Raw genomic sequence first — 22,079 nt, 5'->3', positions numbered from 1 at the left:
CTTATCAGCTCCCCAGCTGAGCGGAAGTGGAGAATTCTTTGCGGAATCGGTGGAACTTCTCCTCCAACGACCGGAACCCGTCCTCGGTGAGCGTGGTCCCGGTGATCTTCTCGAACAGGGCGAGGAAGTCCGCCCGACTGGTGCCCGGCGTGATGACGACGTGGAGCCCTGCCTTGGAATTGCTGATGCGCAGGAACTCGGCGCGTTCCATCCCGTAGATGAACGAGCCCTCGGCGAACCGCACCGTGCGCGGGTACAAACGGATCACACCCGCGCTGGTGTTGCTGTAGAGGGTGAGCCACACGCTGTCGTCGAACAGCTCCAGCCGGTCCAGCGGCGGGTCCGACACGATCGTCAGGTCGATCCGCGAGCACCGGCCGCGGGCCAGGAACAGGCCGACCAGGCCGATGGAGATCTGCTCGCGCAGCCTCGCCGCGATCGCGTCGTAGTCGCCGTCCGCGCCTTCGTTGCGCAGCAGGTACCGCGCCCGACCGCTGATCGCGTCACCGTCCCGGGGATCGGCCAGGACGGCCTTGAGCTCGCACTCCGACTGCGACAACAGCAGGCGGCAGGCCGCGTAACGGCCCGCGAAGCCGCGGAAGACGAACAACCGGGTCCGCTCCAGGTCCTGCATCATGACCTGGTTGAACGCCGGGTCCGGCCGGGCGGTCGGCTCGAACACGTGAGTGGGGAAGAACTCGCGGTCCAGTGCCCGGTACTCGGCGGTGAGGTCGCGCAGCGCCTTGCGGCTCTCCTCCACGACGGGCGTGACCAGCGCCCGCTGCGCCGCCGAACTGGTGATCAACGTCTGCCCGAACCCGACCACGGCCGAGATCAACGTGCCGGTGCCGACCGACGTCAGGAACGTGCGGAGGGCTCCTTGATCCATTGTGCTGGAAATGGCCAGACTGACGCCGGAAGTGACGATGAGGGTCAGCAGGAGCAGACCCGTTCTGGTCCAGAACAATTCTTGCAACAGGTTACTGCGGACGCCCTGCGGCTCCGCGGACACGATGTCACCTCCTTGGTGGGCACTCGATCGGCCGAATGCTCTCGGTATGCGATCAAGTGCGCGGAGTTACTGTACGCGCGAGTACGCAACGGCGGAAGCGGTAATTAGTGGCACATTTGCGGATTGATTCGTAGATCGACAGCAGCGCACGGTGACCGGCGTTGCGCCTGCTGGTGGGGCCGCGGCGGGCCGCGCGGGGGTGAACCCTAAGCTCGGCAACCATGCGTACTGTCGGCCGTACGGCCCTGGCTCTCGTCTCCCTGTTGTCCGCCGGTCTGGCGCTGACCGCGTGCACCGCTAGCGACCGGCCGTCCACCCTCACCACCACACCGACCGCGACCGCCGCCCAGCCGGAGGACCAGCCCACCGAGGCGGACCTCCCGGAGCCGAGCGGCCCGCCGTGCCAGGTGGCGCAGTACCAGGTGACCGGTGCGGCGGGGGAGAAGCCGACGATCACCGTCCCGACCGGCTGCACGCCGCAGGACGGCCTGCTCGTCGAGGACCTGACCGAGGGCACCGGCCCCGAGATCAAGCCCGGCTCCACCGCCGAGCTGCACTACGTGCTCGCGACCTTCCGCGACCAGCGGACCCGTGAGGCTTCCTGGGACAGCGGCGAGCCGTTCGAGCTGAAGAACATCGGCCAGGCCAACGTGATCAAGGGCTGGAACGAGGGCCTGATCGGTCTGAAGGAGGGCGGCCGCCGGCTGCTCGTCGTGCCGTCCGACAAGGGCTACCCGCAGGGGCAGGGCGACATCCGGCCCGGCGAGACCCTGATCTTCGTGGTCGACGCGGTCAAGGTCACGGCCTGACCTGACCGCCACGAGCAGTCCGGAGGGGCGGTCCCGGGTTGAACCGCCCCTCCGCCCGTCAGCCGGCTCCTCGACTCCCCGGCTCCTCGGCGCACACGCTCCTCGGCGCACACGCCCGTCGACGCTCAAGCCCGTCGGCGCTCACGCTCGTCGGCGCCGGGGTCGCCGGTATCAGGGGACGAGCAGCAGCTTGCCCGTGGTGCGGCGGCCTTCGAGGTCCTCGTGCGCCCGCCGCGCGTCGGCCAACGGGTAGCGCCCGCCGACCCGCACGGTCAGCGAACCGCCCGCCACGGCCGCGAACAGCTCACCGGCCCGCCACTCCAACTCCTCGCGGGTGGCCACGTGCGCGCCCAGCGACGGCCGGGTCAGGAACACCGAGCCCGCCTGGTTGAGCCGCATCGGGTCGAACGGCGGCACGGCGCCGCTGGACCCGCCGAACAACGCCAGCACGCCACGCGGCCGCAGGCTGGCCAGGCTGCCGTCGAACGTCGTCGCACCCACGCCGTCGTACACCGCCGCGACACCCGCGCGGCCGGTCAGCTCGCGCACCACGGGCGCGAAGTCCGTCCGGTCGTACCTGATCACCTCGTCGGCGCCCGCCTCGCGGGCCAGTGCCTCCTTCGCCTCGGTGGACACCGTGCCGATCACTCGCGCGCCCCGGGCCTTGGCCAGCTGCACCAGCAGCAGACCCACGCCACCGGCGGCGGCGTGCACGAGCACCGTGTCGCCCTTCTGCACCGGGTACGTCGACGCGACCAGGTAGTGCGCGGTGAGGCCTTGGAGCAGCAGGGCGCCCGCCGTGTCGTCGTCCACCCCGTCGGGCACCGGCACCGCGTCCTTCACGGGCACCACCGCCTGTTCCGCGTAGCTGCCGAGGGCCTGCGCCCAGGCCACCCGGTCACCCACCGCGAACCCGGTCACGTCCGGGCCGACCGCGCTCACCCGGCCGGTCCCCTCCAGGCCGAGCCCGAACGGCAGCTCCAGCGGGTAGCGGCCCTCGCGGTGGTAGCAGTCGATGAAGTTCACCCCGGCCGCGGCCACGTCCACCAGCAACTCGCCCGCGCCGGGCGACTTCGCCGCCACGTCGGTGAACTCCAGCGCTTCCGGTCCGCCGGTCGCGCGCACCACCACTGCCTTGGGCATGTGTCGTCCTCCTGTAGCGATGTCCGTACGTCAGTACGCCAACCACCGCGACGGCCGGCGTGTTCCGGGACGCCCGCCCGTCCCGGCGTGTCTCACCTGCCGAGAGCGACCTTGCGCGCCAGGCCCAGCGGCAACGCGCCCGCGCCCGCGATCGTGTCGTGGAAGTCGCGCAGCGACCCGGTGTACTCCGACCGGATGCGCTCGATCTCCAACGCGCCGGTCAGGTACGACGGTGCCTGCGTCGGCCACGCGCAGTACCGGCTGACCTCGCCGGCGGCCGTGCCGGGCGTCAACGACGCCTTGGTGGTCATGAACTCCTCGGCCTCCTCGACGCCCATCTCGCCGCAGTGCAGCGCCGTGTCCACGATCATCCGCGCGGCCCGGAACAACCGCGCCTCGACGTGCGCCAGCTCCTGCGCCCGCGCCTTGGCCGCGTCGCCGACGACCTCGGCGGTGAAGTAGCCGTGCTCGCGCAGCAACTTCTCCGCGTAGAGCGCCCAGCCCTCGGAGAAGTACGGGGTGCGGAACACCTTGCGCACCGGTCGGTCCTGCGCGGCCAGCCACGACAGGTGCCAGTGGTGGCCGGGGTAGGCCTCGTGCACCGCGATGGTGGCCAGCTGGGCGCGCGAGTTGGTGCGCAACCGCTGCGTGGTCTGCTCGGCGGTGAACCCGTCCGGCGGGAACGGCACGAAGAAGTGGCCCGTCCGCAGGTCGGTCAGCGGCGGCGGCGACATGTAGGACGCCACCGACAGCACCGGGCGCTGGAACGTGGGCGACGGCACCACCCGGCACTCCTCGCCCTCGGCGAACGTCACCAGACCGTGCTCCACCAGGAACGCTCGTGCCCGCTGGGTCTCCGCCTCGTACTCGGCGCGCATCGCCTCCGGCGTCGGCGGGTAGTCGTCCTGGAACGAGGCCATCACCGCGTGCCAGTCGGCCGAGCCGGCCAGCTCGCGCATCTCGGCGTCCAGCTCCGCGTAGGCGGCCTTGCCCCGCTCGTGCAGCTCGGCCGCGCCGTAACCCAGCACCTCCTGCTCGCGCAGCAGCGTCGAGTACAGCCGCTCACCCATCCGCCAGTCGCCCGCGGCGCGTTCCGCGAGCTCGTCCAGGAACACGGCCAGCTCGTCGAACGCCCGCGCCGCGGGTTCGGCGGCCTCGGCCAGCTCCGCGCGCAACGCCGGGTCGGACACCTCGGCGGGCAGCGTGGTGGTGAGGAACGCCCGTCCGGTGCGGGCCTGGTCGGCGGCGCGGCGCACGATCTTCGGCGCGGCCAGCTCGGCGTCCAGGTTCGCGCGGCACGCGGCCAGCACCCCGGGCACCTCGGCCAGCCGCTTCACCACGCTCGCCACCAGCTCCGGCTCCGGTCGCAACCGGTTGAGGAACGCGCTGAACAACGGGTACAGCACCGCGCCGGTGTACAGCGACGGGTCGCGCCGCCACGCGGGCCACGTGGCCGACGCGCGCACACCGCGCAGCACGGCGACGACGAGGTCGCGGTCCACCGACGCCGGGAGGTCGTCGACCTCGATCACGGTGAACCGGTCGAGCCACGCGTCGGCGCCGCGCTCGTAGTCGGCGAACGCGCTCGCGCTGAAGTCGCCGAGCGTGTGGTCGTGCGCCGACGAGCCGAGCATCGCGGCGTTGCCCGGCTTGTGGTCGAAGTGCCAGCCGAGGAACTGTTCGACCAGGTGGGTGAGCTCAGGAGTATCGGTCACGACCTGCAAGCTACCTCGCGCCGACGCGCTCCGGGAGGCGGTGATCTTGCCCTCCGGCGACCGTGGGCGTCGTCACGTGCGCGGAAGTTACCGACAGGTTCTAGTCTGGCCGACGTGGCAGAGGACAAGAAGATCGGGCGTGCGGTGAAGGCGGCGACGGCGTTCGTGGCCGCGCACGGCAAGCCCGCACGGGCGGTCGTGGAGAACGTCGGGCGGGCGGGCGCGCGGGTCGTGCTGGTCGGTGACGACGGCGCCATGGGCGACGTGGTGCTGCCCGACGTGGCGTCGGCGGAGGCCGTGGTCGAGGCGGTCGCGGACCTGGAGCGGCACGAGTGGGACCGCGAGACGACGGCGGCGGTGAAGATCGGCCCGGCGCACCGGCGCAAGATGGCCGGCCGATGAAGGTCGTCTTCGCGACCTGCGCGTCGCTGCCCGCCGGTGACGGCGACGACGACGCGCTGCCGGACGCCCTCGCCGACGTCGGCGTGCACGCCGCGTGGGCCGAGTGGGGCACGCCGGTCGAGGCCGACCTGGTCGTGCTGCGGTCCACCTGGGACTACCCGGAGCGCCTGCCGGAGTTCCTGGCCTGGTGCGACGCCGAGCCCAAGCTGGTGAACCCCGCGTCGGTCGTGCGGTGGAACATCGACAAGACCTACCTGGTCGACCTGGCGCGGCACGGCGTGCCGGTGGTGCCGACGGCGGTGGCCGAGCCGGGCTTCACCGACTGGCCGGAGGGCGAGTTCGTGGTGAAGCCGACCGTCGGCGCCGGTTCACGGGGCGCGCTGCGCGTCGCGGCCGGTGACCACGAGGCGGCCGCCGCGCACCTGGCCACGTTGGACGTGCCGGCGCTGGTGCAGCCGTACCAGTCGCACGTGGACTCGGTCGGCGAGACCGCGATGGTGTTCCTGGGCGGCCAGTACTCGCACGCGTTCACCAAGGGCGCCATGCTCACCCCGGACGCCGAGTACGACGAGTCGGGTCTGTACATCGTGGAACGCCTGTCCGGCGCGTCACCGTCGGCCGCGCAACGCCGGGTCGCCGAGGACGTCGTGGACGCCGCCGCCGAGCTGACCGGCCTGCGCCGCGACGAGTTCCTGTACGCGCGGGTGGACCTGATCCCGGGCGCCGACAACGCGCCGCTGCTGCTGGAACTGGAACTGGTCGAACCGTCTTTGGGCTTCCGCCAGACCGACGCCACCGCGCCCCTCCGGTTCGCCTCGGCCGTCCGCGCCGCCCTCGCCCGGCGGTAGCCCCCGACAACGCCGGAACGTCACGACGCCGGACACCGGAGCACTGGGCTCCGGCGTCCGGCGTCGTGACGCGAGGGACTACTTCAAACCGGAGCCGATGCCGGTCAGCGACCGGACCTCCATCTCGGCCTGCTTGACCGGGTCGGCCTTCTCCTTGCTCAGGATCGTGCCGAGGTAGCCGCACAGGAACGAGAACGGGATCGAGACCAGGCCCGGGTTGCCCAGCGGGAACCAGGCGAAGTCCACGTCCGGGAAGATCGACGACCTCGCGCCCGACACGGCGGGGGAGAAGGCGATCAGCACGATGCACGAGCCGAGCCCGCCGTACACCGCCCACAGCGTGCCCGGTGTGTTGAACCGCTTCCAGAACATCGAGTAGATGATCGTGGACAGGTTCGCCGACGCCGCCAGCGCGAACGCCAGCGCCACCAGGAACGCCACGTTCTGCCCGTTCGCCGCGATACCGCCCGCGATCGCCAGCAGGCCCACGACGACCGCGGTCAGCCGGGCGACCCGGACCTCCGACCTCGGGTCGGCCTGGCCGTGCTTGATCACGTTCGCGTACACGTCGTGCGCGAACGACGCCGACGCCGTCAACGTCAGACCGGCCACCACCGCCAGGATCGTCGCGAACGCCACGGCGCTCACCACGCCCAGCAGCACCGCGCCACCGATCTCATAGGCCAGCAGCGGCGCGGCGGAGTTCTCGCCGCCGGGCGCCGACGTGATCGCCTTCGAACCGACCAGCGCCAGCGCGCCGAAGCCGATCACCAGCGTGCACAGGTAGAAGATGGCCATCATCCACGTCGCCCACACCACCGAGCGACGCGCCTCGCGGGCGTTCGGCACGGTGTAGAAACGCATCAGCACGTGCGGCAGCGACGCCGTGCCGAGCACCAGGGCCAGTGCCAGCGAGAGGAAGTCCAGCTGGCTGGTGGGGGTGCCGCCGTACCGCACGCCCGGCTGGAGCACCTCCGGCCCGAGCGGCGTGTTGCGCGACGCCGTCTCCAGGATCGCGGACAGGCTGAAGCCGAACTTGCCCAGCAGGAACACCGTCATCAGGGTCACGCACATGATCAGGAAGACGGCCTTGATGATCTGCACCCACGTGGTGCCCTTCATGCCGCCCACCAGCACGTACAGCACCATGACGATGCCGACCACGGCGATGATGACCGACTGCCCGACCTTGCTGTGCACGTCCAGCAGCAGCGCCATCAGCGCGCCCGCGCCCGCCATCTGCGCGATCATGTAGAACAGCGAGATCACCAGGGTGACGTTGGCCGCCGCGGCGCGCACCGGCCGCTGCCGCATCCGGAACGCCAGCACGTCGCCGAGGGTGAACCGGCCGGTGTTGCGCAACCGCTCCGAGATGATCATCAGGCCGAGCAGCCAGGACACCACCCAGCCGATGGAGTACAGGAAGCCGTCGTAGCCGTTGACCGCGATGCTGCCGGAGATGCCGAGGAACGACGCGGCGGACAGGAAGTCGCCCGACAGCGCGATGCCGTTCTGCGGCCCGGTGAAGCTGCTGCCCGCGGCGTAGTAGTCCGACGCGGTGGCGTTGCGGCTGCCCGCCCGGTACACGATGTAGAGGGTGATCAACACGAAGACGCCGAACACGCCCAGGTTGATCGCGGTGTTGCCGCCCATCAGGCCTGGTCCTCCGCGGTGAGCGAGCGGACCGCGTCGACCTGCGGGTCGAGCTTGCGCCGCGCGTAGCGGGCGTAGGACAGCGTCAGCGCGATCGTGGTGACGAACTGCAGCAGCCCGAACAGCAGGCCGACGTTGAGCACGCCCCACACCGGCGTGCCCATGAAGTCGGGCAGGTAGGCCGACAGCGCGACGTACCCGATGTACCACAGCAGGAAGCCGCACGTGGCCGGCACCACGAAGATCTTGATCCGCCGGCGCAACTCGCGGAAATCAGCGCTCGCTTGAAGCGCGACGAAGTCGGGGTCGCCCGCTTCGTCGACCAACAGGGATGACCCAGGGTCGTCGAAAGTGGCGAAGCCACGCCCGCCGCGAGCGGGTCTCGAATCCGTCGGAGGCAGGATCGCCTTCGTCATCAATCCTCCACGGGGATTTACCTTCGCCGCGCACGCGGATGCGCGGGCCGGCGGCGAGCGCTCAGCGTAACCGCGCTGGGCCGCCAGTCAACGGGATGCTGCCATCGGTCGGGTCACGACTAGCCCGTCGTCGGCGGACCGTTGTCTCGATTGGCGTCCGATGCACCCGATGTCGTCACGCTGCGCCGATCGGATGAGGACCGACCGCAAGGTCGTTGTCCCACGCCTGTCCACCACCTACTATCCGCCCAGCAACATCCACGCTCGTCGGTCATGAATACGTCGACGTCGTTCAACTCCGAAACAACTACTGACTTTCCGGGGCTTGTCTGGTGACTGGCGACAACAACGCGCGCGGGCAGTGGTGGAGCGCCGTCGCGGACTGGCGGAATTGGCGTCTGCCGGTCAAGCTCGCCGCCGTGCTGGCGGTGCCCGTGCTCGTCGCCGTCGGCGCGGGCCTGGTGCAGATCCGCGGGTACGTCAAGAGCGCCGACACCTACGCCTCGATGCAGCGCATCGTGACGCTGCGTGCCGGCATCGACCCGCTGATCGCGGGCGTGCAGGCCGAACGCGCGCTGTCCGCGCAGCGGTCCGAGGGCGCGGGCGTCCCCGAGCGCGAGTTCCGCGAGCTGACCAGCGCCACCGACAACGCGGCCGCCGGCGTGCGGAACCTGATGGAGCGCACCACGACCCTCGGCGAGGTCGCCAACGCCCGGTTCCGCGACGTCGCGGTCCAGCTCGACGGCCTGCCGCAGCTGCGCGAACGCGTGCTGTCGGGCAGCGTCGACCTGGAGGGCGCCATCGGCGGCTACACCGTGGTGGCGCGCGCCCTGCTGGACTTCGACCAGGCCATGGTCGGCGACTTCGGCGACCCGGCGCTGTCGGGCACCGCGACCGCGCTGCACAACCTCGCCATGGCCGGTGAGCAGGTGTCCTGGCAGCACGCCACGGTGCTGGCCGGCATCAGCCGCGGCCGGCTGCTCGACACCGAGGTGACCGCGCTGGAGCAGTCCTACACCCGCCAGCAGGACAAGCTGGCCGACTTCTCCGCCGTCGCCACGCCGCAGCAGCAGGCCGACTACCGCAGCACCGTCGCGGGCCAGGAGGTCGACCTCCGCAACAGCCTCTTCCAGCAGATCCGGGTCAACTCCAGCGCGGTGAAGCTGTTCGTCGAGGCCGAGGCCTGGAACAGCGGCTCGGAGAGCACCCTCAAGCAGCTCGGCGTCGTGCTGCGGTCCCTGGAGGGCCAGCTCATCTCGGCCGCCGGCCGCTTGCAGGACTCCACCAGCGACCGGGCGGGCGCGGCGGCCGTGATCCTGCTGGCGTCGATGTTCGCCGCCGCCGCGGTCGGCTTCGTCATCGGCAGCTACCTGCTGCGGTCCCTGCGCGTGCTGCGCACCGCCGCGCTGGACGTCGCCGAACACCGCCTGCCCACCCTGGTGGCGCAGCTGCGGGAGAACGCCGCGCACGACGTCACCGTGGCGCCGGTGCCCGTGGACACCAAGGAGGAGCTCGGTCAGCTGGCGCGCGCGTTCGACGCGGTGCACCGGCAGGCCGTCAGCTCCGCCGCCGAGCAGGCCGACCTGCGCACCGGCATGCGCAACGCGTTCATCAACCTGTCCCGCCGCAGCCAGGGCCTCGTGGAGCGCCAGCTCAAGCTCATGGAGGAGCTGGAGCGGCAGGAGGAGAACCCCGAGCAGCTGGCGAACCTGTTCAAGCTGGACAACCTCGCCACCCGGATGCGCCGCAACAACGAGAACCTGATGGTGCTCTCCGGCAGCGACGTGGCCCGCCGCTTCACCCGCCCGGTGCCGCTGGGCGACGTGCTGCGCGCCGCCGCGTCCGAGATCGAGCAGTACCAGCGGGTGGTCGTGCAGACCACGCCGTCCGTCGAGGTCGTCGGCTACGCCGCGGGCGACCTGGTCCGGCTCGTCGCCGAGCTGCTGGACAACGCCACCACGTTCTCGCCGCCGCGCACGCAGGTCGTCGTCGGCGGCCGGCCGCGACCCGGCGGCGGTGTGCTGGTCGACGTGGTCGACCTCGGCGTCGGCATGTCGGAGGAGGACCTGGCGCAGGCCAACCGCCGGATCGCGCTGGCCGCGTCCGAGGACTCCGGCGAACTGCCCGTGTCCCGCCAGCTCGGCCTGTACGTCGTGGGCCGGCTCGCCGGGCGGCACGGCATCGACGTCACGCTGCGCGAGCAGGGTGACGGGCTGCGCGCGGTCGTGGCGCTGCCCGCCGAACTGGTGCGCGCGTCCGGCGCGGCACCGGCCCGCCCGGTACCCGCGCAGGCCTCGATCCCGATGGTGTCGACCGGCCCGCAGTCGGCGGTGCCACACCCCGCGAGCCCTCACTCGGCAGGCTCCCACTCGGCAGGCTCCCACTCCACGGGCGCACACTCCGCCGGCCCGCACACGACCGGTCCGCGCACGACGGGCGTACGCGCCACGGGTCCGCAGCCGGCGTTGCCGCACTCGACCGGCCCGCAACCGGCGTTGCCGCACTCGACCGGCCCGCAGCCGGCGCTGCCGCGCAACGGCACGTCGCGGCCCGCGTTGCCGCAGCCGGTCCTGCCGCCCGCCGTGCCGTTGAAGGAGGACGGCTGGGCGCCGTTCCAGGGCCGCACCGTCGACTCGCCGCCCGCCACACCGCCCGCACCGCCGGCGCCCGGGCCCCGGCGCGCGGCCTCGACCTGGTTCGGCGGCGCCCCCGTGCCGTCCGGACCGGCGGAACCCGCGCGGCACCGCGCCGCGGACATCCACGCGCGCGGGGAGGCGCCCGTGAACGACAAGCCAGTGCACGACAAGCCAGTGCACGACAAGCCAGTGCACGACAAGCCGCACGACATTCCGGCGGAACTGCCCAAGCGGCAGCCGCGGACCAATCTGGTGGCCGAACGGCCGAGTGCGCCCGACGCGGTGGCACCCGTCCGGAGGGATCCTCAGGCGACACGCGGGTTCCTCGCCAGCTACCAGACCGGAATCCGGCAAGGTGTGCAGGGTTCCGGTGAGAATCGAGCTGGGCAGGAGAACGGATGAGCACGCAGAAGTCGCGACAGGTCGACCAGTTCGGCTGGCTGGTGAGCAACTTCGCCGATCGCGTGCCAGGGGTGGCCCACGCGGTGGTGATCTCGGTGGACGGCCTGTTGCTGACCGCCTCGAACGGGTTGCCCGACGACCGGGCCGATCAGCTCGCCGCGATCGCGGCGGGCATGGCGAGCCTGACCGAGTCGGCGGCCCGGTGCTTCGACGGCGGCGGGGTGCTGCGCTCGGTGATCGAGATGCAGTACGGGATCATGCTGCTGATGTCGATCCGGGACGGTTCGTGCCTGGCCGTGCTGGCCGCGCCGGACGCCGACGTCGGCCAGGTCGCCTACGAGATGACCGTGGTCGTGGATCAGGTCGGCCAGCTCCTGACGCCCGAGCTGCGCGCCCAGCTCCACGGCGCGAAGCGGATGATGGCCCGCCCGTCTGCGTGAGGTGGTCATGGACCGGAACGAGGAGCCAGGGGCGTCGGACGAGACGTTCGCCGCTCTGCTGAACGGGTTCAGCCTCGACTCCTCCCGCCGTCGCAAGCAGGAGAAGCCGAAGCCCGAGCAACCCACCGCGACCGGGGACACCAAGCCCCACCGCCCGGTCTTCGACGATGACGAGGACGATTTCGAGTACCCGCGCGAGGAGGCGGCCTCGATCGTCCGCGCCTACTCGTGGACGGGTGGCCGCACCACGTCGTCGTACCAGTTGGAGATCGAGACCCTGGTGTCGGCGGTGGACTGGGACTACCCGGGAGCCATGAAGTCGGAGTACCACGAGGTGATCTCCCTCGTCGCCAGGCCGCGGTCGGTGGCGGAGATCGCCGCGCTGCTGCGCCTGCCCCTGGGCGTGGCCAAGGTCCTCCTGGGCGACATGGCCGAACGCGGCCTGATCGACGTCCACAGCACCGCGTCCACCGACGGCGCCCAACCCGACCTGGGCCTGATGGAACGCGTCCTCTCCGGCCTCCGCCGCCTCTGACCCCCCACGCGTGTCCTACGTCCAGAACGCGCGTGTCCTACGTTCGGAACACCCGAGTTCAACGCTCAGGACGGCGCGGCGCCGTTGTGTGATGATCAGCACCCGACCTACTATGCCTTCAGTGTCGGCCGAAGTGTCGACGCGGAGCACAGGGGGTCGCATTGAGCGTCGGACGGGAAACGCGGCTGTCGGCGTGGATCGAGCGGTTCGCGGCGCACTTCGCCGAGGAGGGCATCCCGCTGATCGGCGGGCGCATCCTCGGCTACCTGCTGGTGTGCCAGCCGACGGAGCGAACCGCCGCCGAGTTGTCGCAGGAGCTGGAGGCCAGCAGCGGTTCGATCAGCACGAACCTGAAGTTCCTGGTCAACGCCGGCCTGGTGACGAAGCGGACGCGGCGCGGGCGGCAGGCGGCGCAGTACCGGATCAACGAGAAGCGGTGGGTCGACCTGATCCAGCGCAAGCTGGACGCACTGGTGAGCGTGCGCGAGCTGACCGAGTCCGGGATGCGGCTGATGAGCGGCGACCCGGAACGGGCCGTGCGGCTGCGCACCGTGGACGACATCTACACGTGGCTGGCGACCGAACTGCCCGCGGTCTGGGAGCGCAGGCCCTCGTCCTCGCGGTGAGGCCGTTCGCGGGTGGACACCCACAGGGCGGCGGTGGCGACGACCACCGCGCCCGCGCCCAGCACGTGCAGTGACACCAGCACCTCCGGCACGCCGGTCCAGTACTGGACCATGCCCAGCGCGCCCTGCGAGAGCACCACGGCCACCAACGCGTAGTACGGCCGCAGCGGCACGGCGTGGCCGCGCAGCGCGAAGCCGAGCGCGACGAGCATGCCGAGGAACAGGAACAGCAGGTCGGCGTGCACCTGGGACAACGTGTCCACCGACACGTCCAGGCGTGGCGTCGCCGCGTCACCCGCGTGCGGTCCGGCCGCGGTGACGAACGTGCCGGCCATCAGCAGGAGCCCCAACGTCACCGCCTGCACGACCTGCAACGTCAGCAACGCCCGCGGCACGCGCGGCCGTGCGGGTTCGTCGCCCTCACCCAGCGCCGCGACCAGCAGCACGGCGAACCAGACCAGCAGCATCGACACCAGGAAGTGCACGCTCACCGTCCACCACAGCAGACCGGTGAGCACGGTGAACCCGCCGATCACGGCCTGGAGCACGACCCCGCCGAACTGCACCAGCGCCAGCACCAGGACCCGCTTGCGCCGCGGCCGGTTGAACCACGCCGCCAGCACGCACAACCCCGCGATGACGCCCACCACGCCGGTCAACGTCCGGTTGCCGAACTCGACCCACTGGTGCAGCGACGCCACCTCGGGGTGCTCGACCGGCACGAGGCTGCCTTCGAAGCACTGCGGCCAGGTGGGGCAGCCGAGGCCCGATCCGGTCACCCGCACGATCGAGCCGGTGACCGCGATGCCGCCTTGGGCGATCACGACGGCGATGGCGAACGCGCGCTGGAACGTGCTCAGGAACGAGGTGAGCCAGGATGGGGCGGACACGACCCGATGGTAGGTACCACTGGCTGAGAACCGCCGCCCGGGGGTGTCAGCCGAGCTTGGTGGTCTTCGCCGCCAGCGCACCCGCGGCCACGCCCCAGACCACCAGCACGGCGACGTGACCGAGTCCCGGCGCGGTCCCCTCGACCACGGCGTCGTGCAGCGCGAGCGCGAGCGCGGCCGAGGGCAGGGCGTCGACGACGGTCGCGAGCCACGCCGGCAGGGCGTCCACACCGAGCGCGACGCCGCCGATGAGCAGCAGCACGAACCACGCGATGTTGGCCAGCGCGAGCACGATCTCGGCCCGCAACGCCCCGCCGAGCAGCACGCCGAGCGCGCCGAACGACAGGGTGCCGAGCACGATCAGCACGAACGCCCACAGCAAACCGGTCACCGACGGTGGTTGCCAGCCGAGCAGCAGGGCGACGACGGAGATGATCACGACCTGCACGGCCACCACGGCGAGCGCCGCCACGACCCGTCCGGCGACCAGCAGCCAGCGGGGGAGCGCGGTCGCGGCGAGCCGCTTGAGCACGCCGTAGCGCCGGTCGAAGCCCAGCGCAATCGCTTGCCCGGTGAACGCCGACGAGATCACGGCCAGCGCGAGGATGCGCGCGGTGGCGGAGCCGACCCGGGGTTCGGGCACCGGGATGACGTCCATGAGGGTCATCGCGACCAGCAGCGCCACCGGGATGAGCACGGTCAGCAGGATCTGCTCGCCGTTGCGCAGGGTGAGCACGGTTTCGGTGCGGGCCTGGGCGAGCAGCATCCGGCCGAGCTTCCCGCGGCCGGGCGCGGGCGTGAACGTGCCCGGTGCGAAGGTCGGTGGTCGCGTCACGAGCGCAGCTCCCTGCCGGTCAGCTCCAGGAACACGTCCTCCAGGCTGCGCCTGGCCACGGTCAGCTCCTCGGCGAGCACGCCCTGCTGCGCGCACCACGAGGTGACCGTGGAGAGGACCTGGGGGTCGATGTTGCCGTGCACGAGGTAGGTGCCCCGGCTCGCTTCGCGCACCTCCAGGCCTTCCGGGAGGGCGTCGCGCAACAGCGTCAGCTCCAGGCCGGGTCGGGCGCGGAAGCGGAGTTGCCGGTCGTCGGCGTGGTGCTCGGTGAGCTCGGCGGGGCTGCCCTGCGCCACGACGCGGCCGGCGTCGACGATGACGACGTGGTCGGCGAGGGCTTCCGCCTCGTCCATGAGGTGGGTGGTGAGGAGCACGCTGACGCCGTCCGCGCGCAGTGCCGACACCAGCTCCCACACCAGGCGGCGGGCCTGCGGGTCCATGCCGGCGGTCGGTTCGTCGAGGAACACCAGCTCCGGGCGTCCGACGAGGGCGCACGCCAGCGACAGGCGCTGCTGCTGCCCGCCGGAGAGCCGCTTGTACGGGGTGCGCACCGAGGACGACAGCCCGAGGACGTCGAGCAGCCACGCGGGGTCGAGGGGGTTGGCGGCGCAGGCGGCCACGAGGCGCAGCATCTCGTCGGCCCGCACGCCGGGGTACCCGCCACCGCCCTGCGGCATCACGCCGACGCGCGGCCGCAGCCGGTCGCCGTCGCGGTGGGGATCGAGCCCGAGGACGCGCACCTCACCGCCGTCGGCGGCCCGGAACCCCTCGCACACCTCGACGGTCGTCGTCTTCCCGGCGCCGTTGGGACCGAGCAGCGCGAGGACCGTGCCGGTTTCCAGGGTGAGGTCGAGCCCGTTCACCGCGACGGTGGAGCCGTAGCGCTTGACCAGCCCCGACACTTCCACGGCAGGGTGCTGGGGATGCGGGCTCACGACGCGGAAGCCTAGGGCGTGGCCCGCCCCACCCCGGTGGTGGGGTCAACCCCCCCAGGGTTCTCCGGGTGGCTTCAGGGTTGCCTCGGGGGTGTTCCGGATATCCTGCGACTCCATTTCGGACCACGATTTTCCTCGTGGTGGAGATCCGGGGGAAAAGAACGACGGCGGTGTGGCCGGCGGCTGTCGCGGGGCTTGTGCCGTTGGTTGTTGCGGGCCTGGTGTTGTCGCTGTTCCCGATTGTTTACCTGCACGTGGCGTCGATCGGCGAGCTTAGCCCGATCACCCACACGATCAGCGACTACATCTTCGTGGACAACGGCGGCGGGCTGCTCGCCGTCACCGCGCTGTCCCTGGCCGCGGCGTCGGTCGGCCTGCTCGTCGCCCTGGTCCGGTCGGGTCTGCCCAGGCGGGGCCCGGTCGCGGTGCTGATGGGGCTGTGGGCGACCGGGCTGACCGTGGCCACCGTGTTCCCCACCGACCCGACCGGCACGCCGACGTCGTTCTCCGGCGCGGTGCACCGGTACGCGGGCGCGGTGATGTTCGCGAGCCTGCCGCTGGCGGGCTGGCTGATTTCCCGCACGTTCATCTCCAGTACGAGCCTGCGACGTTTTTCGGTCGCCGCGGGTATCACCTCGGTGGCATTCATGGTGAGTCACGTCGCGGTGCTGAGCCCGGGCAGTGGCACGGTCGTGCTCGGACTTTTCGAACGCGTTTTGTTCGCGTTGTTGTACTGCCTGCTGTTCACCCTCGCCTCCACCGTGGTGCGCCGCGGGGTGAGGTCATGACCTGGCTCGCCGTGCTGCTCGCGGTCCTGGGGGCCGTGTTCTTCGCCTTCGCCGCACGCATGCAGCACGACGCCGTGCGGGCGAGCGAGGGCGCGTTGAGGGTCCTGGAGTTGCTGCGCAGGCCGCGGTGGCTGCTAGGCCTGGTGTTGCTCGTCCTCGGCGCCGGTGTGCACGCGGCGGCGTTGGGGATGGCGCCGTTGAGCGTGGTGCAGCCGGTCGGTGTGGTGGCCATCGGCATCACCGCGGTCCTCGACGGTCGCCGGCGTGAGCTGCCCGCGGTCGCCTGGACCACGTTCGGCGTGGGGGCGTTCGTGCTCCTGGCCGCGGGCAGCGCCACGTCGACCGCGGTGGCGCCGGAGGCCGAGGTGAAGGCCGCGCTGCTGGCCCTCGGCCTGATCGCGGTCCCGGGCCTGGTCGGCGTGCTGTCGAGCCGCCTGGCGGTGCGCGCCCTCGGTTTCGGCGCGGCGGGCGGGGTCGCCTACGGCTTCGTCTCCGTGCTCATGCGGTCGGTGTCCCAGGACGTCCAGCAGGGCGGCCTGGCGTGGACCACCGCGTTCTCGGCGGCGGGCATCGTCGCCGCCCTCGTCGTCGGCGGCTGGTTCATCCAGCACGCCTACGCCAGCGGACCGCCGCACGTGGCGGTCGCCTGCCTCACCGTGGTGGACCCGCTCGTCGCCGTCGGCATCGGCGCGGGGCTGCTCGGCGAGGCGAACCGGACCGGTCTCCTCGTCGGCGCGGCGCAGCTGGCCTGCGCCGCGGTCGCCGTCGGCGGCGTCGTCGCGCTGGCCCGCACTCGAAATCTTCCCGCAGTACCCACCAGATCGGAGACGACAGTGACCAACGGACGCGCCATGCGGATCGTGATCGCCGCGGAGACGTTCCCCCCGGACGTCAACGGCGCGGCCCGGTTCGCCCACCGCCTCGCCACCGGCCTCGCGGGCCGTGGCCACGACGTGCACGTGATCGCCGTGTCGCCGGACGGTGCGGCCCGCACCGAACGCGTCGACGGGATCACCGTGCACCGGCTGCGCTCGCACCGCACGCCGTTCCACCGCACGTTCCGCGTCGGGCTGCCGTGGGCGGTGCGCAAGGACGTCGGCGTGCTGCTGGAGGGGCTGCGGCCGGATCTGGTGCACGTGCAGGCGCACTTCGTGGTCGGGCGGTACGTGCTGCGGCAGGCGTCGGCGTCGGGCATCCCGACGGTGGCGACGAACCACTTCATGCCGGAGAACCTGTTCGGGCACGCCCACGTGCCGGCGTGGTTGCAGGGCATGGCGTCGCGGTGGGCGTGGCGTGACCTGGGGCGGGTGTTCGGGCAGGCCGACGTGGTGACCGCGCCGACGCCGCGGGCCGTGCAGCTGCTGCACGACAACGGGTTCCCGGCCCGTGCCGTGCCGGTGTCGTGCGGCATCGACATCGACCGGTACCGGTCGCGCAGGCCCGTGCGGCACACCGACGCGCCGACCGTGCTGTTCGTGGGGCGGCTGGACGAGGAGAAGCGGGTCGACGAGCTGCTGCGCGCCCTCGCCCTCGTGCCGCGCCTGCACGCCGAGATCGTGGGCGACGGGTCGTGCCGCGCGGAGTGGGAGCTGCTGGCGCGTGACCTGGGCATCACCGATCGGGTGAGGTTCCGCGGCTTCGTCAGCGAGTCCGAGCTGCTGGACGCCTACGCGAGCGCCGACGTGTTCTGCATGCCCGGCATCGCCGAGCTCCAGAGCCTCGCCACCATGGAAGCGATGGCCGCGGGCAAGCCGGTCGTGGTCGCCGACGCGATGGCGCTGCCGCACCTGTGCAAGCCGGGCCGCAACGGCTGGCTGTTCACGCCGGGCGACGTGCGCGGCCTGGCCGACCGGCTGCACGCCGTCACGTCGGACCCCACCATCACCGCCCGCATGGGCGCCGCCAGCAGCGAGATGATCGCCGCGCACGCCATCGACACCACCCTGGAGACCTTCGAGTCCCTCTACGCCCGCGCCCTGGGCCTCCCCACCATCCACAAGACCCCGGCCTTGGCCGCCTGACCCCCCGCGCGCGAGTCGAACCTCCAGGTCCCGCGAGTCGAACGCTCAGGTCCTCCGAGTTCAACACTCAGGACACAGGCCCCCGCCGCCGAACCTGTCCTGAACGGTGAACTCACCGGTCCTGAGCGTTCGACTCGCGGGACCTGAGCGTTCGACTCGCTGCGCCTGCAGCCCGCCGACCTGCGCGAACCCCTCGTCTGGCGGCTCAGTCGATGTCGGAGCCCGTGACGGAGCGGTGGGCCGCACGGGCGGCGACGCGGTGGCCGCTGGCGTTCAACCGCGGCTTGCCGTCGTCGTCCAGCTCGGTGAGGAACTTGAACAGCATCCCGTGGCCCTCCAGCCGCTTGAGCAGCGCGTCGGCCACGTCGTCGAACTCGAAGTCCACGATGGACATCTGCTCCACCAGCGACGTGGCGATGGTCCGCCTCGCCCGCAACGGCACCCACCACGTCGTCACCAGCAGCAGCACCAACCCGAACGCCAACGCCGTGCCCAGCACCGCCTCCCACCCGGTGAACCGCAGCGCGAACACCTGCACCGCCGCACCGATGACCAGCAGCACCGACCCGTACACCGCGGCCCACCCGGCGGTCGCGGACGCGGGCGGCTCGGCGGGCTCGGTGTCCCACACCCCGTCCACCTGCCGCCACCGGCGCAGCGAACTGCCCAGCACGTACGACGTGACCGCGCCGAACACGATCGCCACGACCATGCCGACGACCACCAGCGCCGGGTCCAGGTCGTAGAGCCGGTAACGCACCACGGCCCACACGCCGACCACGATCCCGGCCGCCACGAGCACCCGCACCAGCAGCCGCGGCTTGAGCCGGATCTTGCCCAGCACCGCGAGCGGCGTGCCCACCGGCGCGGGCAGGCTGCCGATGATCAGCAACCCCACCACGACCAGCAGCACGCCACCGACGGCCACCATGCCCGTCACGGCCTGGTCGCCGGTCTCACCCGACGCCATCGCGTCCCGCGTCCGGTCGATCGCCACCGTGACCAGCGGGATCACCGGCGACAGCAGCACCAGCCCGTGCAGCAGGGTGCCGGACCGCAGTGCGGCGTAGCCGAACGCGGCCAGCAACGTGCCGCCGCCGAACGCCGCCGCCGGACCCACCGCCCACGGCGGCAGCAGGTCGAACAACGACAGCACCAGCAGCGCGCCGCCCAGCGCGAACCCCAGCAGCCCCAGGAACTGCGCCAGCCGACCGCCCCTGGTCAAGCCGGTGATCGTCCAGTACGGCAGCAGCGCCGCCCCGCGCAACGTCCTGGTCAGCGGTTTCGCCGTGCCCAACCCGGAGTTGTCGCTGTCGGCCACGGTGATCGCGACCGCCGCGGCCGTCGCCGCCGTCCGGATCACCTGGTCGCTGCTCGCCTCCTGCACCAGCGGCTCACGCCCGATGCCCGCCCGGTCGAACGCGGCCAGCCCCCGCACGCCCACCTCGACCCGCTCCGCGTCCGTGCGCACCGGCAGCCGGGACAGCAGCGCGGCCTGCTCCTCCAGGAACAGCTCGCCGCGCGAGCGCCGGTCCGCGCCCTCGTGCCGGTCGGCCAGGATCGCCGCGCGCAACGCGGGCAGCTCTTCGCAGATGATCCGGGTGTGCAGGCCCCACGCGGCCAGCTCCGCCAACGCCGTGCACGTCGGCGGGTGGTCGCCCTCCGGGTTCGCGTAGATCTTCCCCAGTGCCGCCTTCGCCCGCTCGACGTACGGCGCCAGCTCGTCCGGCAGGCCGTCGCCGAACAGCGCCTCCACCAGCTCGTCGACCTTCGCCGCGGCCCGTTCGACGGGATCGCCGTCCCCGCCGGCCAGCCGGTCGACCCGCAGCAGCCGCTTCGGGTCGAACAGCACCTTGCACAGCATGGTCGCGCCGTCGAGCCGACCCCAGATCCAGTCGTTGACCCGCCAGGACCGCTTGAGGAACCCGGAGAACCGGTGCAGCGACGCGCCTCCGGCCTTGTCCTCGGCGGTGAGGCTGTACTCGGCGAACGCGTTGCGCGTCTGCAGGCTGATCTGCACCAGCTCCACGGCCTGGTCGAGGCCGCCGCGGGTGTCGTCGGCCAGGCACGTCGTCGCGACCTCCAGCGCCAGCGCCCGCGCCAGCCACAGCTCGCCCGCCACCAGGCCCGCCTCGGCCTCCGCCGCGGTCCGCGACTCGGTCAGCAACCGGTGCCACGACCGCAGCTCGCCGACCCGCAGCTGCTCGTCGTCCAGCTGGTCGAGGATGTCGTGCGCGTCGCCGAGGACGCCCGCGATCCGGTCCACCTGCTCGCGCACCCGCTGGCCGACGCCGTCGGGCTCGTCCAGCATCCTCGCGGCGAACCGGCGGACCCGCCGCTCCCAGTACTCCTGGTCGAGGTCCTCCTGCTCGCTGGTGGTCCACTGCTCGTCCAGCTCGACCCGGGCGGCGCGCAGCTTCGCCCGCACGTCGAACAGGTTCGTGCGGGCCATCGCCAGCCGCCCGGCGTCCGGCATCACCCACACCAGGCGTTTGAGCACGTCCATCGCGGCGGACGCGAGCCGTTCGGCCATCGTGACGCCCCAGGGCCAGCCGTGGTCGGGTGGCGCGGCCGGTTGGGGTCGCGTCGGGACGTAGGGGAGCTTGCCGTGCTGCGCGCGGTACTCGCGCTGTGCCGCCTCCGCCGCGGCGCGGACCCGTTCGAACGTCCAGCCGGCGGCGTTCGCGCCCGGCACCTCGAACTGGCGGGTGGTGACGTCGCGGGCGGCGTGCCGGATGCGCACGTCCTCGTAGTGGTCGTGCAGCGTGGCGGCCAGCGCGTACAGCTTCTCCGTCACCGAGCCGCCCGACGCCAGCCGGTCCAGCAGGGCGTTGCGGCCGCCGCGGCGGGAGGCGGCGTTGCGGTTGTGCTCCTCGATGCGGTCCACGTAGGTGCGCCCGCTCTGGCTGGTCAACGCGCCGAGCAGCTTGCCGCCGGTGGCGATGGTGCTGGGCAGCGCCCCGTCCACCGGGGCCACCGGTTCCACCACCGCCTCGGCGGCGTGCGGGAACACCAGCAGCATCACCCGCCGCACCGGGCCTTCGGCGGGCATCCGGTCGATGGCCTCCAACGCCTCCTTGGTGGGCGTGTTGACCAGGACACCGCCGTCGACCGCGTAGCGGGACCGGTTGTCGGTGTCGTTGGCCCAGGACGCGACCTCGGCCATGTTGGGCTTCTCGCCGTCGGGTGCGCCGGGCGCCACCGGGATGAACGAGGGTTCGAACGCGAACGGGAAGGACGCGGACGAGCGCGCGGCCAACGCCATCCGGCTGACCAGCGTCGGCAGCTTGTCGGCGGTGAAGTCGTCGCGGCCGCCGGGGTCGCGGCGGAACGAGAAGCTGCCCTGGTGGGTCGCCTGCACCATGGTCTGGCCGAGGTCGTCGTGGGTGACCGTGGGCACGCCCGCGAGCAGCGTGGTGGTGATCCGCAGGTCGACCGGCCGGTCCTCCTGCGGGCTGAAGTCGGTGGTCAGGCGCCCCAACGCCTCCTGGAGCCGGGGCAGGAAGAACTCGTCGCCCCTGAGCAGCGACACCGGCTGGCCGCGGAACGGGGTGCGCAGCAGCTGTTCCATCCGACCCTGCTCGGCCCACAGGTCACGCAGCCGTTCCAGCCGGGCGTTGGCGTTGACCTGCGACAACGCCAGGGCGGCGCCGTTGATGCCGCCTGCCGACGTGCCCGTGATGACGTCGGCGCGCGCCGTGCTGCCGACCATGTCCAGCAGGGCCGCGTACGGGCCGTCACCCCTGGTCAGCCGGTCGAGTTCGAGCACCACCCCGCCCATCCACACGGCGAGGCTCACACCCCCGTTGAGCACGACGGCGAACCGGATCTGCTCCCTCGGCACGTCGACCATCAGGCACTCCCTCCCCGGACTGCGCCCGATCCTCCCGCACCCGTTACCTCGCCCACCCTCCCCACCCGTTACACCACCCGCGCGAGTCGAACGCCCAGGTCCCGCGTGTCGAACGCTCAC

Annotated in this window: 18 protein-coding genes; 9 read left to right on the top strand and 9 right to left on the bottom strand. The window is 72.0% G+C overall.

The genetic code is table 11. The annotated features are described in order from the left end of the window. Positions 1-4 precede the first annotated feature (4 nt). Positions 5-1,012 (bottom strand): hypothetical protein, encoded by a 1,008-nt coding sequence (locus AB0K14_RS37010; RefSeq protein WP_360449843.1) that lies wholly within the window; start codon positions 1,010-1,012, stop codon positions 5-7. A 221-nt stretch (positions 1,013-1,233) separates the two neighbouring features. On the opposite strand from AB0K14_RS37010, the gene AB0K14_RS37005 reads away from it, so the two are divergent. Next, positions 1,234-1,821, top strand: coding sequence for an FKBP-type peptidyl-prolyl cis-trans isomerase (locus AB0K14_RS37005; protein ID WP_360449846.1), 588 nt, complete (start codon positions 1,234-1,236; stop codon positions 1,819-1,821). A gap of 171 nt (positions 1,822-1,992) precedes the next feature. On the opposite strand, the gene AB0K14_RS37000 is transcribed toward AB0K14_RS37005, so the two are convergent. Beyond that, positions 1,993-2,964, bottom strand: coding sequence for a quinone oxidoreductase (locus AB0K14_RS37000; RefSeq protein ID WP_360449849.1), 972 nt, complete (start codon positions 2,962-2,964; stop codon positions 1,993-1,995). Between the two features lie 92 nt (positions 2,965-3,056). After that, positions 3,057-4,679: a DUF885 domain-containing protein gene (locus AB0K14_RS36995; protein WP_360449852.1), complete on the bottom strand. Its 1,623-nt coding sequence runs from the start codon at positions 4,677-4,679 to the stop codon at positions 3,057-3,059. A 114-nt stretch (positions 4,680-4,793) separates the two neighbouring features. Between AB0K14_RS36995 and AB0K14_RS36990 the strand changes: the two genes are divergently transcribed. Further along, a complete protein-coding gene (locus AB0K14_RS36990; protein WP_360449854.1) occupies positions 4,794-5,081 on the top strand; it encodes a hypothetical protein in 288 nt (95 codons plus the stop codon). After that, positions 5,078-5,929 carry a hypothetical protein gene (locus tag AB0K14_RS36985; protein WP_360449857.1) on the top strand — a complete coding sequence of 284 codons (852 nt, stop codon included), beginning with the start codon at positions 5,078-5,080 and terminating at the stop codon, positions 5,927-5,929. The genes AB0K14_RS36990 and AB0K14_RS36985 overlap by 4 nt, the downstream gene beginning before the upstream one ends. Positions 5,930-6,007: 78 nt before the next feature. Here AB0K14_RS36985 and AB0K14_RS36980 read toward each other — a convergent pair whose 3' ends face one another. Together AB0K14_RS36980 and AB0K14_RS36975 are read right to left on the bottom strand one after the other, a co-directional pair. Beyond that, complete coding sequence (locus AB0K14_RS36980; protein ID WP_360449859.1) at positions 6,008-7,582, bottom strand: cation acetate symporter; 1,575 nt, start codon at positions 7,580-7,582, stop codon at positions 6,008-6,010. After that, a complete protein-coding gene (locus tag AB0K14_RS36975) occupies positions 7,582-7,908 on the bottom strand; it encodes a DUF485 domain-containing protein (protein ID WP_360449862.1) in 327 nt (108 codons plus the stop codon). Before AB0K14_RS36975 ends, AB0K14_RS36980 begins: the two co-directional genes overlap by 1 nt. A 422-nt stretch (positions 7,909-8,330) precedes the next feature. On the opposite strand from AB0K14_RS36975, the gene AB0K14_RS36970 reads away from it, so the two are divergent. The 4 genes from AB0K14_RS36970 to AB0K14_RS36955 all read left to right on the top strand — a co-directional run bounded on the left by AB0K14_RS36970 (position 8,331) and on the right by AB0K14_RS36955 (position 12,637). Further along, entirely contained in the window at positions 8,331-11,036 is a 2,706-nt protein-coding gene (locus AB0K14_RS36970; RefSeq protein WP_360449864.1) for a nitrate- and nitrite sensing domain-containing protein, read from the top strand. Further along, positions 11,033-11,476, top strand: a complete 444-nt coding sequence (locus AB0K14_RS36965; protein ID WP_053721379.1) for a roadblock/LC7 domain-containing protein — start codon at positions 11,033-11,035, stop codon at positions 11,474-11,476. Before AB0K14_RS36970 ends, AB0K14_RS36965 begins: the two co-directional genes overlap by 4 nt. A gap of 7 nt (positions 11,477-11,483) precedes the next feature. After that, a complete protein-coding gene (locus tag AB0K14_RS36960) occupies positions 11,484-12,011 on the top strand; it encodes a DUF742 domain-containing protein (RefSeq protein ID WP_360449866.1) in 528 nt (175 codons plus the stop codon). 161 nt (positions 12,012-12,172) lie between these two features. After that, on the top strand, positions 12,173-12,637 hold the full coding sequence (locus AB0K14_RS36955; RefSeq protein ID WP_360449868.1) for a helix-turn-helix domain-containing protein: 465 nt from the start codon (positions 12,173-12,175) through the stop codon (positions 12,635-12,637). On the opposite strand, the gene AB0K14_RS36950 is transcribed toward AB0K14_RS36955, so the two are convergent. The 3 genes from AB0K14_RS36950 to AB0K14_RS36940 form a co-directional block, all read right to left on the bottom strand. Continuing rightward, positions 12,574-13,527 (bottom strand): COX15/CtaA family protein, encoded by a 954-nt coding sequence (locus tag AB0K14_RS36950; RefSeq protein WP_360449871.1) that lies wholly within the window; start codon positions 13,525-13,527, stop codon positions 12,574-12,576. The genes AB0K14_RS36955 and AB0K14_RS36950 overlap by 64 nt on opposite strands. 46 nt (positions 13,528-13,573) lie before the next feature. Beyond that, positions 13,574-14,293 (bottom strand): ABC transporter permease, encoded by a 720-nt coding sequence (locus tag AB0K14_RS36945; RefSeq protein WP_360449938.1) that lies wholly within the window; start codon positions 14,291-14,293, stop codon positions 13,574-13,576. 65 nt (positions 14,294-14,358) lie between these two features. Beyond that, on the bottom strand, positions 14,359-15,297 hold the full coding sequence (locus AB0K14_RS36940; RefSeq protein ID WP_360449873.1) for an ABC transporter ATP-binding protein: 939 nt from the start codon (positions 15,295-15,297) through the stop codon (positions 14,359-14,361). Between the two features lie 197 nt (positions 15,298-15,494). Here AB0K14_RS36940 and AB0K14_RS36935 point away from each other — a divergent pair, with 197 nt between their 5' ends. Together AB0K14_RS36935 and AB0K14_RS36930 are read left to right on the top strand one after the other, a co-directional pair. Then, positions 15,495-16,085 (top strand): DUF998 domain-containing protein, encoded by a 591-nt coding sequence (locus AB0K14_RS36935; protein WP_360449876.1) that lies wholly within the window; start codon positions 15,495-15,497, stop codon positions 16,083-16,085. Continuing rightward, positions 16,082-18,106, top strand: a complete 2,025-nt coding sequence (locus AB0K14_RS36930; protein WP_360449879.1) for a glycosyltransferase — start codon at positions 16,082-16,084, stop codon at positions 18,104-18,106. The genes AB0K14_RS36935 and AB0K14_RS36930 overlap by 4 nt, the downstream gene beginning before the upstream one ends. 205 nt (positions 18,107-18,311) lie before the next feature. On the opposite strand, the gene AB0K14_RS36925 is transcribed toward AB0K14_RS36930, so the two are convergent. Beyond that, positions 18,312-21,959, bottom strand: a complete 3,648-nt coding sequence (locus AB0K14_RS36925) for a patatin-like protein (protein ID WP_360449881.1) — start codon at positions 21,957-21,959, stop codon at positions 18,312-18,314. Positions 21,960-22,079: the final 120 nt, after the last annotated feature.

Source organism: Actinosynnema sp. NPDC050801 (assembly GCF_040673975.1).
Classification (GTDB): Bacteria; Actinomycetota; Actinomycetes; order Mycobacteriales; family Pseudonocardiaceae; genus Actinosynnema.
Note: the sequence above shows the minus strand (reverse complement) of the source record. Positions and strands in the feature narration are given on the sequence as shown.

What these genes read in the sequence shown, in the direction of transcription:
- AB0K14_RS36985 (WP_360449857.1), top strand. Translation starts at nt 5,078, where the DNA reads ATGAAGGTCGTCTTCGCGACCTGCGCGTCGCTGCCCGCCGGTGACGGC.
- AB0K14_RS36945 (WP_360449938.1), bottom strand. Translation starts at nt 14,293, where the DNA reads ATGCTGCTCGCCCAGGCCCGCACCGAAACCGTGCTCACCCTGCGCAAC.
- AB0K14_RS36965 (WP_053721379.1), top strand. Translation starts at nt 11,033, where the DNA reads ATGAGCACGCAGAAGTCGCGACAGGTCGACCAGTTCGGCTGGCTGGTG.
- AB0K14_RS36925 (WP_360449881.1), bottom strand. Translation starts at nt 21,959, where the DNA reads ATGGTCGACGTGCCGAGGGAGCAGATCCGGTTCGCCGTCGTGCTCAAC.
- AB0K14_RS36980 (WP_360449859.1), bottom strand. Translation starts at nt 7,582, where the DNA reads ATGGGCGGCAACACCGCGATCAACCTGGGCGTGTTCGGCGTCTTCGTG.
- AB0K14_RS37000 (WP_360449849.1), bottom strand. Translation starts at nt 2,964, where the DNA reads ATGCCCAAGGCAGTGGTGGTGCGCGCGACCGGCGGACCGGAAGCGCTG.
- AB0K14_RS37005 (WP_360449846.1), top strand. Translation starts at nt 1,234, where the DNA reads ATGCGTACTGTCGGCCGTACGGCCCTGGCTCTCGTCTCCCTGTTGTCC.
- AB0K14_RS36960 (WP_360449866.1), top strand. Translation starts at nt 11,484, where the DNA reads ATGGACCGGAACGAGGAGCCAGGGGCGTCGGACGAGACGTTCGCCGCT.
- AB0K14_RS36930 (WP_360449879.1), top strand. Translation starts at nt 16,082, where the DNA reads ATGACCTGGCTCGCCGTGCTGCTCGCGGTCCTGGGGGCCGTGTTCTTC.